This is a genomic window from Bradyrhizobium sp. IC3195, assembly GCF_020193585.1.
Taxonomy (GTDB): domain Bacteria; phylum Pseudomonadota; class Alphaproteobacteria; order Rhizobiales; family Xanthobacteraceae; genus Bradyrhizobium; species Bradyrhizobium yuanmingense.
Genome location: NZ_JADYVG010000075.1, coordinates 1 through 1095 on the forward strand (window position 1 = coordinate 1; position 1095 = coordinate 1095).

Below are 1095 nucleotides of genomic sequence, written 5' to 3' on the forward strand. Positions count from 1 at the left end.
GTAAAGCGGTGGCTGCAAGCTCCCGTGGAGAAAGAAGACGGAATCCCTGTGGAGAGAACACGCGGAACCCCTCAGGGTTCGGTGGTTTCACCGCTGCTCGCAAATTTGGTTCTGCACTATGCATTCGATCACTGGATGCAGCGGACCTTCCCTTGTTTGTGTTTCGAAAGATACGCTGACGATGCGATAGTCCATTGCAGAACTGAAAGCGAGGCTCGAACCGTGATGGAGGCGATCCGAAAACGTCTTGCGGAATGCGGTCTGGAGCTCCATCCGGAGAAAACCCGGATCGTCTACTGCAAGGATAATAAACGGAGAGAGGAATGCGAACACATCTCGTTCGACTTCCTTGGCTACACCTTCCAGCCGCGCAGCGCTCGCGATCGAAAGGGCGAGAAGTTCCTCAACTTCCTCCCGGCAATCAGCAACAAGGCTGCCAAAGGAATCCGACAAACCATTCGCTCATGGCGACTGGGTTCGACGCGAAACCACTGGAGTCTTGAAGAACTCGCCAAGCTGATTGATCCTGTCGTGCAAGGATGGCTGAACTATTACGGACGGTTTTACCGGACGGAATGTGTCAACGTCCTTCGTCACGTAAACGACGCGCTCGCCCGCTGGACGAGGCGGAAATACAAGCGGTTGAAAGGCCGGAAAGTCGCCTCAGTATATTGGTTGGGACGGCTCGCACAGCGCGATCCGAACCTACTCTATTTGTGGCGAGTCGGCATTCGACCTGCGGCTGGAAGATAGAAGCCGGATGAATCGAGAGGTTCACGTCCGGTTTCGTGAGAGCCTCGGGGTGCAATTCCCCGGGGGCTACTCGACCGACCGTGACCCGCTTGAGGTCCTGGCTGCGCAACGCGCCGGCCTCGTGTGCCACCCGCAAGCTCTCGGCCAGCAACAGCTCCAGCTTGTCGCCGAGCCGCTTGCGCCGGTGGCTCAGGTCCGAGCGCTCGTGCGGGAATGCGTGCTGGAAGAACTCTTCGCCGGTAAAGTACTGGAAATATGGGTCGTGGACCCAGCGCTCGCACACCCCCCTCATCGGACAGCCCGTAAATGTGCTTGAGCAGCAACAGCCCGATCATGAAGCGG

The 1095-nt window shown here is 57.7% G+C and carries 1 protein-coding gene and 1 pseudogene; one reads left to right on the forward strand and one right to left on the reverse strand.

Going from position 1 to position 1095, the window contains the following annotated elements:
- On the forward strand, positions 1–753 hold a 753-nt coding region (locus tag I6F09_RS37150; protein ID WP_249784727.1), incomplete at its 5' end, for a reverse transcriptase domain-containing protein.
- A 76-nt stretch (positions 754–829) separates the two neighbouring features.
- Here I6F09_RS37150 and I6F09_RS37155 read toward each other — a convergent pair.
- Positions 830–1095 (reverse strand): annotated as a pseudogene (locus tag I6F09_RS37155) (transposase); the annotation flags it as partial.